Source organism: Undibacterium pigrum (assembly GCF_003201815.1).
Lineage (GTDB): Bacteria > Pseudomonadota > Gammaproteobacteria > Burkholderiales > Burkholderiaceae_D > Undibacterium > Undibacterium pigrum.
The window spans coordinates 196,757-210,933 of the sequence record NZ_QJKB01000009.1; the positions used below are offsets into that span (position 1 = coordinate 196,757).

Annotated in this window: 14 protein-coding genes and 1 riboswitch; of the genes, 2 read left to right on the top strand and 12 right to left on the bottom strand. The window is 48.0% G+C overall.

Going from position 1 to position 14,177, the window contains the following annotated elements:
• Position 1 precedes the first annotated feature (1 nt).
• The 5 genes from DFR42_RS22445 to DFR42_RS22465 all read right to left on the bottom strand — a co-directional run bounded on the left by DFR42_RS22445 (position 2) and on the right by DFR42_RS22465 (position 4,363).
• Entirely contained in the window at positions 2-1,786 is a 1,785-nt protein-coding gene (locus DFR42_RS22445; RefSeq protein ID WP_211324393.1) for an autotransporter assembly complex protein TamA, read from the bottom strand.
• 91 nt (positions 1,787-1,877) lie between these two features.
• The gene (locus tag DFR42_RS22450) at positions 1,878-2,321 is read right to left on the bottom strand and encodes an ExbD/TolR family protein (protein ID WP_110257282.1); all 444 of its coding nucleotides are present in this window, start codon (positions 2,319-2,321) and stop codon (positions 1,878-1,880) included.
• 15 nt (positions 2,322-2,336) lie between these two features.
• Positions 2,337-3,032 (bottom strand): protein TolQ, encoded by a 696-nt coding sequence (gene tolQ, locus DFR42_RS22455; RefSeq protein ID WP_110257283.1) that lies wholly within the window; start codon positions 3,030-3,032, stop codon positions 2,337-2,339.
• A 60-nt stretch (positions 3,033-3,092) separates the two neighbouring features.
• Positions 3,093-3,491, bottom strand: coding sequence for a tol-pal system-associated acyl-CoA thioesterase (gene ybgC, locus DFR42_RS22460; protein ID WP_110257284.1), 399 nt, complete (start codon positions 3,489-3,491; stop codon positions 3,093-3,095).
• 119 nt (positions 3,492-3,610) lie between these two features.
• Positions 3,611-4,363 (bottom strand): SDR family NAD(P)-dependent oxidoreductase, encoded by a 753-nt coding sequence (locus DFR42_RS22465; RefSeq protein ID WP_110257285.1) that lies wholly within the window; start codon positions 4,361-4,363, stop codon positions 3,611-3,613.
• 198 nt (positions 4,364-4,561) lie between these two features.
• Positions 4,562-4,698, top strand: a riboswitch (ZMP/ZTP riboswitch).
• An 89-nt stretch (positions 4,699-4,787) separates the two neighbouring features.
• Here DFR42_RS22465 and glyA point away from each other — a divergent pair.
• Together glyA and nrdR are read left to right on the top strand one after the other, a co-directional pair.
• The gene (glyA, locus tag DFR42_RS22470) at positions 4,788-6,038 is read left to right on the top strand and encodes a serine hydroxymethyltransferase (protein WP_110257286.1); all 1,251 of its coding nucleotides are present in this window, start codon (positions 4,788-4,790) and stop codon (positions 6,036-6,038) included.
• Positions 6,039-6,178: 140 nt separating this feature from the next.
• Positions 6,179-6,631, top strand: a complete 453-nt coding sequence (nrdR, locus tag DFR42_RS22475) for a transcriptional regulator NrdR (protein ID WP_110257305.1) — start codon at positions 6,179-6,181, stop codon at positions 6,629-6,631.
• Positions 6,632-6,641: 10 nt separating this feature from the next.
• Here nrdR and DFR42_RS22480 read toward each other — a convergent pair whose 3' ends face one another.
• The 7 genes from DFR42_RS22480 to DFR42_RS29560 form a co-directional block, all read right to left on the bottom strand.
• Entirely contained in the window at positions 6,642-7,082 is a 441-nt protein-coding gene (locus tag DFR42_RS22480) for a type IV pilin protein (RefSeq protein ID WP_211324394.1), read from the bottom strand.
• A 33-nt stretch (positions 7,083-7,115) separates the two neighbouring features.
• Positions 7,116-10,616 carry a pilus assembly protein gene (locus tag DFR42_RS22485; RefSeq protein WP_110257287.1) on the bottom strand — a complete coding sequence of 1,167 codons (3,501 nt, stop codon included), beginning with the start codon at positions 10,614-10,616 and terminating at the stop codon, positions 7,116-7,118.
• 50 nt (positions 10,617-10,666) lie between these two features.
• Positions 10,667-11,224 (bottom strand): pilus assembly PilX family protein, encoded by a 558-nt coding sequence (locus DFR42_RS22490; RefSeq protein ID WP_110257288.1) that lies wholly within the window; start codon positions 11,222-11,224, stop codon positions 10,667-10,669.
• Entirely contained in the window at positions 11,221-12,204 is a 984-nt protein-coding gene (locus DFR42_RS22495; protein ID WP_170133638.1) for a PilW family protein, read from the bottom strand. The genes DFR42_RS22490 and DFR42_RS22495 overlap by 4 nt, the downstream gene beginning before the upstream one ends.
• A gap of 11 nt (positions 12,205-12,215) precedes the next feature.
• Complete coding sequence (gene pilV / locus DFR42_RS22500) at positions 12,216-12,761, bottom strand: type IV pilus modification protein PilV (protein WP_110257290.1); 546 nt, start codon at positions 12,759-12,761, stop codon at positions 12,216-12,218.
• A 7-nt stretch (positions 12,762-12,768) separates the two neighbouring features.
• On the bottom strand, positions 12,769-13,356 hold the full coding sequence (locus DFR42_RS22505; protein WP_170133639.1) for a GspH/FimT family pseudopilin: 588 nt from the start codon (positions 13,354-13,356) through the stop codon (positions 12,769-12,771).
• 635 nt (positions 13,357-13,991) lie between these two features.
• A partial coding sequence (locus DFR42_RS29560) for a hypothetical protein (protein WP_211324395.1) occupies positions 13,992-14,177 on the bottom strand: 186 nt, incomplete at its 5' end.

The following is a 14,177-nucleotide window of genomic DNA, read 5'->3' on the forward strand; positions in this document are numbered from 1 at the left end:
ATCAGAAAGCAATCGCGATAGAAAAATCCAGCCGCACTTTTTTGGCCTGGCGACCATAGGCCAGATCAAGTGCTATCGGCCCTGCCGGTGTTTTGTAGCGAGCACCGACACCCATGCCCTGCTTTAAATTCAATTCGCGCCAGTTGTCTGCCGCATTACCTACATCCAGAAAAGTCGCAGCCCCCCAGGAAGAATTCAACCAGTGCACATATTCTGCGCTGGCAGTTGCCAGCACACGGCCACCACGGGTGCTACCTATATGCTGTATGCCCAGGGTTTGATAACCATAACCGCGAACTGTCGTACTGCCGCCGGTACGGAACAGATAATCTTCAGGAATACCTTCTTCATCCTTGGAAAAGACGGCACCAAGTTCGGCGCGCAAGATGATGGTATCCGTCTTGCGTATAGGTATCCAGCGTTGATATTTCGCATAGCTGCGGATGAAGCGCTGGTCAGACAGCAAGGCCTTCTCAGAGGCTGCAAGATCGAATTGCAATATCTGGCCTTTGCGCGGATCAAAAGGCTGATCAACATCGCGCCAGGTCCAGCCTATGCTGGCAACCAGGGCCTTGTTGACTTCTTCTGCTTCGCCGTCTGGAGAAATTTTTTCCCTGACGATATTCAAGCCCAGGCGTTGTTCCAGATGCCCGCGTGTACTGGTGCGTTTTACGCCGAGGGCATTGCGGCTGGAACGTACACCGGCAATATTTTCGCGTTCTACCAGAACACCAAAAGAATCAAGGAACTTGCTCTCTCTCGGTGGCAGATAAATATCGACATAGCCTAGCTGACGGCGTTGCTCCAGTCTGAGGGCGCTGCGTAAATCCCAGGCCTGATCGAGGATATTGCGGTCACGATAGGCGACTTCGCTGCGGTAGCCTGTATTGGTGCTATAACCCAGGCCAAAACTCAGGTCACGCGCCTGGCGCTCCACGACCGTGACATCAACCGGCACGGCCCCGGCTTTCTCAGGATCGGGATCGATGCCCACTGCGACGGTGGCAAAGTAAGCCGAGTTTTGCAGAGATCGCTGGAAATCCAGCAAGCGTGAACGTGAATAGACTTCGCCTTTTTGCGGTGCCTGATAACGTTCTATCAGCCAGGAAGGGTAACGCTGCAAACCGGTAACGCGCAATTCACCCAGGGTAAACACCGGGCCACTATCGACTTCGACTTGCAGCATGCCACTATGCTGGTCAGCATCTATTTTTGCCTCACTGGCAGTCATGCTTGCGGCAGCATAGGCATCGGAGCGCAAACTCTCCAGCAATTGGTTCTTGGAATCTGACCAGTCAGCTTCCCGGAATGGCTGGCCTACTGCCAGTCCCCAGTCTTCTTGCAGGGCACGCCGTCTTTTGGTAACGGCTTTGTCACCAGCATCAATTGCGTCTGCCATGGGGCCCAGCACCTTCAAAGACACGTTTTCTATGATGGTGCGCTGGCCAGCGTCCACAGTGACATGGACGACTTTATTTGTGGTGGCAGGAGCTAGGGCCTGATCTGGATTATCAAACTGGATTTGTGGCGAAAAATAACCCTCTGTGGCGAGGATATTGCTGATATCCAGGCGTAATCTCTTGATCAGTCCAGGGGTAATATTCTGGGCTTCGGCATTGCTGGCAAATTCAGGAATATGTTCCCTCAGCAAATCAGCCCAATGTGATTTGGCAGCGACCAGTTGCAGGCGGCCACTGCTGGTGGTGGAAACAGTCTCGTTATCCGCTTCAGGTATTTGCACAGCAGGAGCAACAGCAGGTGCAGGCAGGACTTCAGTTTGTGCCACCTGCTGCGCTCTCACTAAGCCTGCGCTGCAAAAACCGGCAGCGCAGAATAATAGCAATAAGGGCCGCAGTCTTATCTGCATCTGCGGAAACTCACTTGGTCGCCAGACCAACGCGATTGATACCCAGTTTTTTTGCTTCTGAAATCACTTGTATGACCTCGTCATAAATCATGCCTTTGTCAGCAGACACCAGTACCGATAGTTCAGGCTTGGCATCATGATACTCGCGTAGTTTTTGCATCAACTGCTTGCGGTCTTTTGCTTCTTCCTTGCTTTCCTGGCGGTTATTGCCATTGTTACCGGCTTTGCTATTGATGCTGATGGTTGAAGCTGCATCGGGCCGCAAAGTGATTTCTATGTAATCAGATGGCGGTTGGGTAGATTGTCCGGCAGTGGGCAGATTGATGACGCTGGGATTGGTCATCGGTGCGCACACCATGAAAATCACCAGCAACACCAGCATCACGTCGATATACGGAACGACGTTGATTTCTGCCTTGAATTTGCGTTTACGTTCGCCACGCAGTGTACTCATGCTATCTCACTCACCCTAGCGTGACTGACGCTGGAGAATGTTGGAGAATTCCTCGATAAAGGTTTCAAAGCGTATCGCCAGCCTGTCTATGTCGTGAGAATAACGGTTATAGGCAAGCACGGCAGGGATAGCAGCAAACAAACCTATCGCGGTAGCAATCAGGGCTTCAGCAATACCAGGGGCCACCGCAGCCAGCGTCGCCTGCTGCACATTGGCCAGGCCACGGAAAGAATTCATGATGCCCCAGACTGTACCGAACAAACCTATATAAGGCGAGACAGAACCAACGGAAGCGAGGAAAGACAGATGAGACTCAAGCAAATCCATTTCACGCTGATAAGACGCACGCATAGCACGACGGGCACCGTCGAGCATGGCACCGGCATCCAGCGCTGCCTTGTTGGCGGTTTTTACCTTGTGGTATTCGCTCATGCCTGCTTCGAAGATGCGCTCAAGCGCGCCACTGGTGTCGCGGCCAGTACGACGGCTATTGGTGGCTGCCGCATACAAATCAACCAGGTTTCCGCCCGACCAGAAATTGCGTTCAAACTCTTCGGTTTGTCCGCGGGCTTTTTTGATGGCAAACATTTTACTGAAGATATAAGTCCAGCTCGTCAGTGACACGCCTAACAGCAATGCCATCACCAGTTGCACCAGAATCGAGGCATTTGTGATCAGACTTAAAAATGAGAGGTCTTGGGTAACAGTCATATTGAATCAATTCAAAAACAAAACACCGGGCATGATTGCAGCCCTAAAATAAAAATAATCTCAGCCTATCTTTGCCAGCACTTCAGCAGGAATAGCCGCTGGCCTGACTTCAGCCTTGCTGACACAACCTACCTTGATCTGGCCTGAGGCCAGCAAACGCTGGCCACACCAGGCTTCCTGCACGAACTGTACAGATGCCCTGCCCAGCTTTTCGACCACGACAGTGAGTCTTAGTTCATCATCGAGCCTGGCGGGTGCATGATACTCGACTGCGGTGGCTTTGACGACAAACATCAAGCCATGCTCATCAGCCATTTGCTGTTGATTGACGCCTGCAGCCCTGAGCCACTCGGTGCGGGCGCGCTCAAAAAACTTCAGGTAATTCGCATAAAAAACGATGCCACCGGCATCAGTGTCTTCGTAGTAGACCCTGACCGGCCATACAAATTCTGTTTTCATAGTATAAACTTTACCAGCTATTCAGTGCGTATATTTACTCTTTGTCACTCAAACATGCACTTGCTGCCATTGTAGCTGGCAGCAAGCAGACTAAATCAAGTAAACAAATCAGGTGAAAATCACGCAATATTACGCTTGATGACCAGCGGGCCATAGCCCTGGCAAGTAGGCATCATTTCTATGTGATTGATATTCACATGCGCAGGCAAAGTAGCGATCCAATAGGCTGTTTCCGCGATATCAACAGCCGTCAGTGGCACTGTGCCTTCATAAACTTTGGCGGCCGCATCATCATTGCCACGAAAGCGCACATTGGAAAATTCAGTACCGCCGCAGAGACCTGGAGCAATATTGGTGGCACGTACACCTGTACCAACCAGGTCAGCACGCAAATTGCGAGTGAACTGATCAACGAAAGCCTTGGTGGCACCATACACATTGCCGCCGGGATAAGGTGTTTCACCAGCCACCGAGCCTATATTGATGACCGTACCAGTACCGCGGGCCACCATGTCTGGCAGGACAGCTCTGGTGACTGCCACCAGGCCCTTGGTGTTGGTGTCTATCATGGTATCCCATTCATCCTGGGATGCCAGATGGGCTGGTTCTGTACCCAGCGCCAGGCCAGCATTGTTGACCAGCACATCAATATTTTTCCATTCTGCACTTAAACCAGCCAAAGCCTGTTTGATGGAGTCTTTGCTGGTCACATCCAACGTTACTGGCAACAAGGCAGCGCCAAGTTCTGCTTTCAAGGCATCCAGCCTGTCTGTACGACGGGCGGCAGCGATGACTTTATGCCCTTCGCGGACAAATTTGCGGGCCATTTCTTCACCAAAACCTGAGCTTGCGCCTGTAATCAATACGATCATGCTGAATTCCTTAAGTTTTTATAGGTAATTTGCCTAGCTGACGTTTGCAGCTCTGAAGCATACTATTTTAAGTGGTTTTGTCATCCAATATCGGGAAGCTAAAAATTTCAGGTCAATACTTGTGTGAAAATTAATTTTTACTATACCACTGCTGACACTTGCCCATTCAAACGCCATCACGTAAAATCCTTGCACCATTTCATCTCACGTGACTGGCGAAGTGGCCATATCTGCCCTGTTAGACGGGCAAGCATCCTGGCCCAAGATGGAGATCCATCGGGAAGCGTGAGATTTCGGAGTCAATCTGACTCCAGCCGTGCGCCTGGGTAGCCTGATGGTAAAAGCAATGAGGCTGCCCCTATCCGTTTCAGACACCTCATTAACAACAATCATTGTTTATTAACAGGAATAATCAGGAACCGCCATGTTTGCAAAAAATCATACCCTCGCCAACGTAGATCCAGAACTGTTTGCTACGATACAAAAAGAAAACGTCCGTCAACAAGAGCATATCGAGTTGATCGCCTCTGAAAACTATTGTTCCCCAGCCGTCATGGAAGCCCAGGGCTCCCAGTTGACCAACAAATATGCTGAAGGCTATCCAGGCAAGCGCTACTACGGTGGTTGCGAGCATGTGGATGTGGTCGAGCAACTGGCCATTGATCGCTTGAAGCAATTGTTCAATGCCAATTTCGCCAATGTGCAGCCTAACTCCGGCTCACAAGCCAACCAGGGCGTGTTCTTTGCCTTGCTGAATCCAGGCGACACCATCATGGGCATGAGCCTGGCTGAAGGTGGTCACCTGACCCACGGCATGCCTTTGAATATGTCTGGCAAATGGTTCAATGTCGTGTCTTATGGCCTCAATGAGCAAGAAGATATCGACTACGACGCCATGGAAAAACTGGCGCGTGAAACCAAGCCTAAACTGATCATCGCCGGCGCCTCTGCATTTGCCTTGCGCATAGACTTTGAACGTTTCTCCAAAATCGCCAAGGAAATCGGCGCTTACTTCATGGTCGACATGGCCCACTATGCTGGCTTGATCGCGGCTGGCGTGTATCCTAACCCTGTGCCTTTTGCGGACGTCGTCACATCCACAACCCACAAGAGCCTGCGCGGCCCACGTGGCGGTATCATCTTGACGAATGATGAAGCGATTTCCAAGAAAATCAATTCTGCGATCTTCCCTGGTTTGCAAGGCGGTCCTTTGATGCATGTTATCGCTGGTAAAGCAGTTGCGTTCAAAGAGGCGTTGACACCAGAGTTCAAGGCTTACCAGGAACAAGTCGTCAAGAATGCTGCTGCCCTGGCAAACACCCTGACTGAACGTGGTCTGCGTATTGTTTCCGGCCGCACTGAATCGCACGTCATGCTGGTGGACTTGCGCCCTAAAGGTTTGACAGGCAAGGAAGCGGAAGCCATACTGGGCTCTGCCCACATGACTTGCAACAAGAACGGCATTCCGAATGACCCGCAAAAACCTATGGTGACTTCCGGTATACGCCTGGGTAGCCCTGCTTTCACTACCCGTGGCTTCAAGGAAGAACAAGCTGTTAAAGTGGGTAACCTGATTGCTGATGTACTCGACAATCCGCATGATGCAGCGACGATAGAACGTGTGAAAGCTGAAGTCAAACAATTGACTGATGCATTCCCTGTTTATCAAGCGTAATAGATTCATCAAGCTTAAGAGATTTAACCAAAGCAAGGCTTAAGTATCAGGCAGCACAATAAAAAGCCACTCGCTTGAGTGGCTTTTTTGTATCAGGCAATTATAAAATCAATTATAAAAACCAATGGAGCACATTAAACATGAAATGCCCTTTTTGCCACAATGATGATACCCAGGTCATCGACACCCGCGTTTCGGAAGAAGGCAATGTCATACGTCGCCGTCGCCGCTGTGCTGATTGCGACAAGCGTTTTACCACCTATGAACGCATAGAACTTGTGATGCCCGTCATCGTCAAGAAAAATGGCAGCCGTACAGAATATGAAACCGCCAAGCTGCGCGCCAGCCTGATGCTGGCCCTGCGCAAGCGCCCGGTATCTGCCGAGGCAGTCGAGACAGCCATACAAAGAATAGAAGAAAAATTATTGTCCAGCGGAGAGCGCGAAGTCATGTCCGGCCACCTGGGTGAACTGGTCATGCGCGAATTAAAACGCCTCGACAAAATCGCCTACATCCGCTTCGCTTCTGTCTACAAAAGCTTTGAGGATGTATCCGAATTTGCCGAGGCGATACAAGAGGTCAGGAAAAGCTGAGATAAAAAGCTTATTTATACCAGCAATTAGCCATGCCAAGTGCTCCTGAAGCTGTGCGAGCACCTGCATTGTCAATAGTCAAAGTACCACAGGCATCTCCAGCCATCTTATTGACTGGAACAGCCTGGATTCTGTACGTTGTTGGTGTCGTCGGTATAGCAAAGCTAATATTGTAGTCAACATTCCCACCAGTTGCGCCAGCGGGACTAACCAGAATTGGCAATGCTACAGCCGTGCCTCCTTTATCAACATCATACTTTTCATTAATTGCCAGAAAAGCCTCCAAAAACTGCACATTTTCTGTCAATTTGGCTTTTGCGTCATTCCGTCGCCCCTTCCTTACATTGTCAAGGTAAGAAGGCACAGCAACTGCACCTATCAGTGCCAATATCACGACAACAATCATGACTTCTATCAGGGTAAAACCTTTTTCAGTTTTTCGTGGCAACACGTAACACCTCTACTTAATTATCTGTTGAACTTCTTAATCTGTGCGAAGCAATTGTTTCCAAACACGGGTTGCTGGTACATCCCCTTGAGAAAAAGTTGTTTGAACTGGTTTTGGTCCATTCGCATCCGTAGATCCAGAAGATGGCGGTTGATAAATTATTGATTTATTTCCCTTTTTCAAGATCGTAGTACCAAAGGTCAAAGTTCCTTGTTTTCCTGCAATCAACGTATCAGAAGAGTCGACCTTACCATCTCCATTTGTATCGAATACTGGATAAGGGAAGACACCGCCTGTCAAGGCACGCAAGATAAAAGTCGTTGATTTGCCGTCAGAGGAACAAGTATCAGTTGCACCAGCGGGAATGATAGACGTAAAAATGACTTCATCAAAATACACTTGTGGCTCGATGGTAATTCGTTCTCCTGTAGAAAGCGTGGTATCAAGATCCATATACCAACCACGTTTCGCGCTGTAATCCATAGGCTTATTATCAACCGTATAACTACTTCCAGTAGCGGTCAACGTTTGTTTTTGCAACGCAGTCTGACTACCGGTAATAGCGCTCGCTGTAACACTTGCTACCCCCGTATTATCCCACACACCATAGATGGATTGAACGTCAGTATTCAAGGCATCATCTGTTTCATAAACTTTCCCAGTGCCAAACAATATCAGCATACCGCCTCTAGGATGGGGAGTAATATCAGGTGGCACAGTAATTGGCTGCGTTTTGGTTGAACGTACAGCTCTGAACAACGGTACTCCCGAGAACGCAACAGAGGTTCCACTACTGGTAACATTGAACTTCCACAAATTACCCTGTATGTCGCCGGCGTAAATCGCCTTAATGGTCGAATCAACATTGAACAGCAAGGTAGGAGAAGACAATCCATTTGGCGTCACTGCATTACCTACACCAGTATCAATTTTGGTTACCTGCCCATCTTTAAGACGGATCAAGAACAAGACTGCATGTTTATTCCCACTCTCGTAACCATTTCCAACGACAGCTACCCAATCGCCATTTGGCATACGGCCAATTTGTGCATTACCGATGGTATACCCCAAGTCAGCATCATCAGCTGAAGTGATTTCCCATAAAACATTGTTTTGTGCAAAGCTAGTTGGATTTGTCACATCAAGAGCAAATACTGAGCGACCGCCAGCACCTGTTGTGCCTACCAATGCAGTTTTCCATCCTGAATTCCAGTAATCACCCAAAGTAGGGGTGCCGTCGACATAAAATTTATGCCCATATGTTGTTCTGGAAAGCTCAGGCAATTTGCTCATAACTCCCTTAGGAACATAAGCGAAATTCTCAATACCGGTAGCACCATCAAGTGCGTGCAACATGCCGTCATTAGCGCCTATGTAGACCATGGATGGGCGACCAGCTTTAAATGTGAGGAAGTCAGTATACGAATTAGCCTTTTCTGGAGCAGTGGAAGGCAAGAAATCATAACCATCATCTTCGCCTTCTTTCAGATATTGCGGTGCTGAGTTTACAAAATCACCAAACGCCTGGGTACGTGGGCGCAAAATCCCCCCCAGGTCAGGCCCGCCTTTAATATAGTCAACTATATTAGCCCCTGTCACTGAGTTTGCAGGCAAATAGGTCAGCGCTTCAGTATTGAAATAAGCCTGATCAGCTACAGCTAAATTCAACAGGTCAAACTTTCTCCCTTTAGCCGTCGCATCAACATAGGTAAATACCTTATCTTTTCTTGTAGAAAATGCTGGTACCGAACCAACCCAACCTGCCGTCGTCAAATTACCATTTACGTCCAGTGGCCTTTGGACAATCTGGCCAGACCAGTCAGACGTGCGATAGCTAGAAGTGTATAAACTAGTACCACTACGAACGGTATTGCTGGAAGTACCAACCGCAGCCGCATCACCTATGCGCTCAGAAATCGTATTCAGCGACGATTCCAGTGCCGCAGAAAACTCTGTAGGATTGGACGCACTAAAGAATTTGCCGCGTGAATTGACCGCTGCATGCCAAAGATCATCAATTTGATTTGATGCGCCATCTGGCCACTGCTTGGTTCCTGCAGTCAAAGCGGGCAAATCACCAGGATAATTCAAATTCCCGGCCACCCCCAGGCCCACTGTAAAATGCACCAAATGCTGCCAAAAAGCAGGGTCCGCTCCGGATACCGGTACATTTTTCTTTTCAGGCCCCCAGTCATCACGCAAATCACGCGACCAATAGTAAAACGCGATATCTGCCAGTGTATTAGCAAATGTATCTGCATAAGGTCCAACTGGATTCGCCGGATTATAGGTATAAGTTGTTGCATTAGGCCCTGTGATAGTAGGACCAGCCGTGCCATCGTAATTGAGAGTGCGGCCACCGCCAGCGGCAGCATCATTCCAATAACCATCGGTCATCAGAATATTATAATTCTGGCGGCATGTCAGTTGAGTCGTGGTTGCACCAATGCCATATTGTGTTTGCCATGGGCCATTGACTGTCCTGTTCCTGAAATACTGCCCAACTTCATCAATTGCCTTGCGCAAAGGTGTACTTGACGCTGGCATTCTATGCTTATACAAGGTGTTCAAAAAGGCGGTTTTGTTGGGATCAGTAAAATCGTCAGAAACCCTGTTAATCACAGTTCCTGTGGTGTTGATCGTACCAAAGCCTACCCGCAAGGTCGCACTTTGCTTGGCAAATGCCAGTCCTGTACCAGCACGCGCAGCCAGAATGCGTGAACGATAATATTGGAACCAGTTGGCAAAATTCTGCTGCTCTTGAGCAATTGTGCAAGTAGCCGCAGTGCAATCTGTCCTGGCTGGTGCCTTAGGAGGCAGGCTGGTACCTGCTTTAATTTCTACCCTGGTATAGCAAGACAAGGTGCTTTTATTGCAACTTCCACCAGGATTGTAAATGTAATACAAAGCCGGGAATATAGTGCGGGCGTTAGTATCATAGGCATTCGCCGCATCATTCAACCAAGCCGCGTAACCAGCAGCAAAGGTTTGATTTTGCGTCAAATTCATGGTGGTTGTATTAGTGCCACCGTTAGGAGCAACGGGGTTCAATAAAGCCGCAGCCGGATTGGCCGGGTCCATTTGTCCACCACCAGGTTTTGCCCAAGGCACATATAAAACCTTGGGATCATAATAAGCTTTATTGACATCTGAAGAACGCCAGCGAGCTACGGTAATATTGTGATTAAAACCGACAACCACACGATTATCCTGATTGTAGTCACCGGAAATATTATAAATATTAGCAGGCCTTGGAAACACGCTGGTTACCCAGCAATCATCACCAGAAGTACAGTAATTATTATACGCAGTGCCCGATGTGTCGTTATTCCCCGTCCTTGCTATGTTGTCTGGCAACATCTCAAACATCATGGAGCCGGAATCATCCAGCGTATAAAAAATGTTTGGTGGTACATTAGGCTTCACCAATGGTGGCATTTGTGAAATGCCTGCATATGCAGAAGCAGACCAGCCAAACTGTGCAGCCAGTGCACAGATCAAATAATAGCTGATTGGTTTTCTTAGATTATTCGTCATGATACCCTCTTCAATTTACTTAACTTAGCTTGAGTGACATTGAGCAAATACTAGTTACCGCCGGGGAACCATGTCTGCTGCAGCCATACCACCGACTTCGCATTAGCGCCTTGGGCTCGTACAGTCGTCACGAAAGCTGTAATAATTCCAGTGCCCGCATTTTTCTTCCTGGTGAAACCTTGTGAAGTTGGCTTCCTCCACTCTTCAATAATACATTGGGGTTGATCCGAAACTTTCTCTATCGTATTGGCTGGCAGCTTATAACCCTTTGCTACCAAATTAGTTTTAGTCCTCCACAGATCTGGTAGAAAAAATTCTGGTGCCCCACCTGTATAACGATTAATCGGTACTCCGTGCAAAGCAGTTTGCGATGTCGCTAACGGTAACGACGTATCACCAGCAAGAGTTTGCTCGATTTCTTTTTGGCAATATCGCAAGGCTGTCTCTGCGGTTTGAAAAGCGATATTTTGCTCCCCCATGTTTTTTGCTATGTTTTCGCCCTGCGTTGCTCTGCGCACCGCAGTGAGCGCCAGTAACGTTAAAACCAAAAGAAATACCATGGCTGTCAACATGACAAAGCCTTTTTGAGAATTGTGTAATGTTTTCATAATGATCTTCCAGGAACACGGCCACGTATGCCGACTACAGTAGTAAACGTCGAGTACAAGCGCTTATCCGGCGCAGTAACAACGGTGCCAGAACAATTAGTGTAAGTCATTGGTTTAGGTGCCAAGCCACCATTTTCAGAGCGCATGACCAAACATATTTTGGCTGAAATAATACGTGCCCATTTCGTTATAGGCGGATCACCAGGCAAGGGGTCAGCTTCACCAACAGGGTCTGGAACCGTTGGTGCCATCAGATCAGCTGCATTAAAAAAACTATTTACCGATTGCTTATTTTGCTGGTCGTATCCATAAACTATCTTCATATCAATGACATTTTCCATAATCGGCTTCCCTGCCGAAAAAGCAGTGCCAATTGGAACGCCGCCATTTCCTGCGCAATATAAGTCACTTCGCCCAGTGGAAGAATTCGTCACAATGTAATAACGATTTTCTACTGTGTAATTTGAATCGGTTGTAGGAAATTTGACAGTTTGGGGCACTGCCTGTCCCAGACAGTCAGTTGGAGCAGCAGCTGATGCTGCCGCCGCATTAGAATTATCCACATCAACAATGTAGCGTACTGTAAGACTATCAGGACCAGTTGTAGATAGGTTGCAAGGAACCGGGTTAACAGCCGGAACAGGGCTAGCAGGCACAAGAGGCGAAATGAAGCCACCACTGCAGCCTGATATTCCTTCAATATTCTGATCATAAGACGAAACACCTCCGCCAGCGGCAACTTGAGCACCAGTATTTTTTTGCGGCCCAGTTTCCGCCATACGAATATGATAAGCAATCATATTCAACGCCATCCTGCCATCTTCTTCCATGACTGACTTATCATCGAAAATCTTATAAGTTTGAGAATTATTCACAAACAATGAAGTCACGGCCAGAGAAATGATGAGTCCAATTGTCATGGCTATCATCAATTCAACCAAGGACCGCCCCTGGGAATACTTTAAATTAATACCGCTCACATTCGCCTCGCTTAAGGTGTAATACTTAATTTTATGCAACGTATGCCAGCACCTGGCGACGGCGGAGTGCCATTCGGACATGAAGGGTCAAGCGCAGTGAAATTCACTTCCTTCCACATTACATAGATGTCATACCCACCACTCGCATTCTGCGTGATGTTGCCAGCACCACCATTCATGCGCGTTCCAAGATTTCTGAGCCACTCAGCTACATCCTTATCTGCAACCTCCTTGGCCGTGCAATTAATAGGTACAGCGCATACTGGGACTATTGGCAAACTTGCGATGGTTGTACTATATGCGGTTTGATAGCTATAAAAATTAGGAGCAAAACCAGTATCTTTATCCTTGATCGCCTGGGCATTAGCGCGCATGCGGTCTGCGATTTCATATACGGCCTGACTGGCCTCGGAGCGATAATTCGAGGCTTTTAAATATTTCAAGGTATTCGCCTGCAAGCTAGCCACACCCAAAAGACCTATCGACAGGACCACCATGGCTACGACGATTTCCACCATCGAGACGCCTTTTTGCTTATTGAAAATAAATTGTTTCATGGACGCCTCAATCACGACAAGGTAAAGTCTTTACTACGCTGACTTTTTTTAAGATAGAAACGCAAACGTAGCGATCATAGGTAGCACCCATATAAGAATCTGGCGGCTTGACATAAAAGTACATAGCTGGGCCACTAACAGGATTTCCGGCTATACCTGCAACTGTAATAGATTGAGTAGCTGGCACTGGAATAATGGAGCCTGCTGCCGCATCAAGAAACAAAGCTGGCTGCACCTTCACCAGGGTATCACCAGCATCATATTGACCATTGGCATTTTTATCTTGAAAAAGTATCCAGCCACTGCCCCAACCTGTGTTCGAACCATTGCTGACCACATTTGAACACGCTGGCGTGGCAGCATCGGGATTCTCACTTTTACATATCGTTACTGCACCACTAATCCCTGCCAAGGTTTTCGCATGTGTAATCGCACCATGCAAAAGAGCTGCATTTGTAGCGCTGCGATTACTGACAAGGAAAGACCTGTAATTTGGCAAGGCTATAGATGTAATGATGCCGACGATAGCAACCACGACCAATAGCTCTAGCATGGTGAAGCCATGTTGCGAATGCAGCAGTTTAAATTTTTGCATGTTCATACTCTTTTCACCTTATATTTGATCATCATATATGATTGCCTGCACGCATCAATACTTTCACGATTAACGGTAAGCTTCTACTGACAAGTGGCAAACATGCCTCAGTTGCACTGCAAACCACTCTGTTTCTGAATGGCATTCTAAACAAGCAGCTTGCTCTCACGATAGTATCACTTGCAACATCCAGGGCATTAGTATTGCCTCCTGAATAAAAACCGGCAAATTGAAGTCGTGTCGCCAGACTTAATCTCCCAACAATGCAAATGCTCAAGCGAGCATCGACATTAATTGACGAAAACCGCTGGAGCGCCAGGCCCGGTAGTCTCCTGCCTGCACAGGAGCGGCGGTTTAAAGGTTCACCGTTGAAATGTGTGCATGCAGATGCAAAGGCTTGAACTATCCAGCAAGTTGAGCAGCGATGCTGGTAACCAGCCATCAGATGATAAGGGAGTTAGCTTAAACCCCGTCGCTCCATCGCAGGCTGGAGCCCAGCGTCGTTGGCCGATGGGCCGTGCGGTGAACTAGAATAAAGAAACCAAAGGCACAGAGTAAAAACAGAGAAGTTCGCATGTTTTTGCTGTCCTTTTGCCGTTCTCGCCTTTCTCAGTGAATCTCTGTGTCTCTGTGCCTCAGTGTTGAGAGGTCTTAGGTTTGATAGTTAATTTTCTGTTTCCGTTTTCGCAAAAGCAAAACCCCCACACAATTACTTGTATGGGGGTATGCGGAATAAAAGCCTGACGATAACCTACTTTCACACTGGTTGCAGCACTATCATTGGCGCGTAATCGTTTCACGGTCCTGTTCGGGATGGGAAG